The organism is Streptomyces niphimycinicus, assembly GCF_018883605.1.
GTDB classification, from domain to species: Bacteria; Actinomycetota; Actinomycetes; order Streptomycetales; family Streptomycetaceae; genus Streptomyces; species Streptomyces niphimycinicus.
Window position 1 is genome coordinate 1 of the sequence record NZ_JAHLEM010000649.1, and the last position, 1,470, is coordinate 1,470.

A 1,470-nucleotide genomic window follows, 5' to 3' on the forward strand; every position below is an offset into this window, starting at 1 on the left:
ACTGATCGCACGACCTGAACGGAGAGCCGGATGACGGACATTCACAACCTGACAGCCGTTCAACTCATCGAGCGCTATGCCTCCGGCGAGCTCTCCCCGGTCGAGGCGACCCGTGCCGTCCTCCACCGGATCGAGCAGATACAACCGGAGGTGAACGCCTTCAGCCGGGTGGACGCCGAGGGCGCGCTGCGGCAGGCCGAGGAGTCCGCCGAGCGGTGGCGGCGCGGGGCCCCCGCGGGCCTGCTGGACGGCGTCCCGGTGTCGGTGAAGGACATCCTGCTGCTGCGCGGCGCGCCCACGCTGCGCGGTTCGCGGACCGTACGGCCCGAGGGCCGGGCGTGGGACGAGGACGCGCCCTCGGTGGCCCGGCTGCGCGAGCACGGCGCGGTGTTCGTGGGGAAGACGACGACCCCGGAGTTCGGCTGGAAGGGCGTCACCGACAGCCCGGTCTACGGGGTCACCGGCAATCCGTACGCCCCCCAGCGGACCGCGGGCGGCTCCAGTGGTGGCAGCGCGGCCGCGGTGGCGCTGGGCGCGGGTCCGCTGAGTCTGGGGACGGACGGCGGGGGTTCGGTCCGTATCCCGGCGGCCTTCTGCGGCATCTTCGCGTTGAAACCCACCTATGGGAGGGTTCCGCTCTATCCGGCGAGCGCGTTCGGCACGCTGGCCCATGTGGGGCCGATGACCCGGGACGCGGCGGACGCGGCCCTGCTGATGGATGTGATCTCCGGTCCGGACTGGCGCGACTGGTCCCAACTGGCGCCCTCCGGGGGCGGCTTCCAGGAGGCGCTCGCCCCCGGCGGGGGCGGGGTGGACGGGCTGCGGGTGGCCTACAGCCCCGCGCTCGGCGGTGCGGCCGCGGTCGACCCGGAGGTGGCCGCGGCGGTGCGGCGGGCGGTGGATCTGCTGGCGGAGCTGGGCGCGGTGGTCGAGGAGATCGACCCGGGGTTCGAGGATCCGGTGGAGGCGTTCCACACGCTGTGGTTCAGCGGCGCGGCCCGGGTGGTACAGCCGCTGGGGGCGGAGGACCGGGAGCTGCTGGATCCGGGGCTGCGCGAGATCTGCGCCCAGGGGGCGTCGTACAGCGCGCTGGACTATCTGGCGGCCGTGGATGTCCGGATGGCCCTCGGCCATGCGATGGGGCGGTTCCACTCCGCGTACGACCTGCTGGTCACCCCGACGCTGCCGATCACCGCGTTCGAGGCGGGGGTCGAGGTGCCCAAGGGGTCGGAGCACACCCGGTGGACGGGCTGGACGCCGTTCACCTACCCGTTCAACCTGACCCAGCAGCCCGCGGCGTCGGTGCCGTGCGGTCTCAGCGGCGCGGGGCTGCCGATCGGGGTGCAACTGGTGGGCGCGCGCCACGCGGACGCGCTGGTGCTGCGGGCGGCGCACGCGCTGTTCGAGGCGGGGCTCGCGGACGGGGTGCGCCCCGCGGCGACCTAAGGCTCGCGGCGACCTAAGGCGCGC

General features: G+C 74.1%; 1 protein-coding gene. It reads left to right on the forward strand.

The annotated features are described in order from the left end of the window. Positions 1 to 30: 30 nt before the first annotated feature. Positions 31 to 1,446 carry an amidase gene (locus KN815_RS39015; protein WP_216346544.1) on the forward strand — a complete coding sequence of 472 codons (1,416 nt, stop codon included), beginning with the start codon at positions 31 to 33 and terminating at the stop codon, positions 1,444 to 1,446. The last annotated feature ends 24 nt before the right edge of the window (positions 1,447 to 1,470 follow it).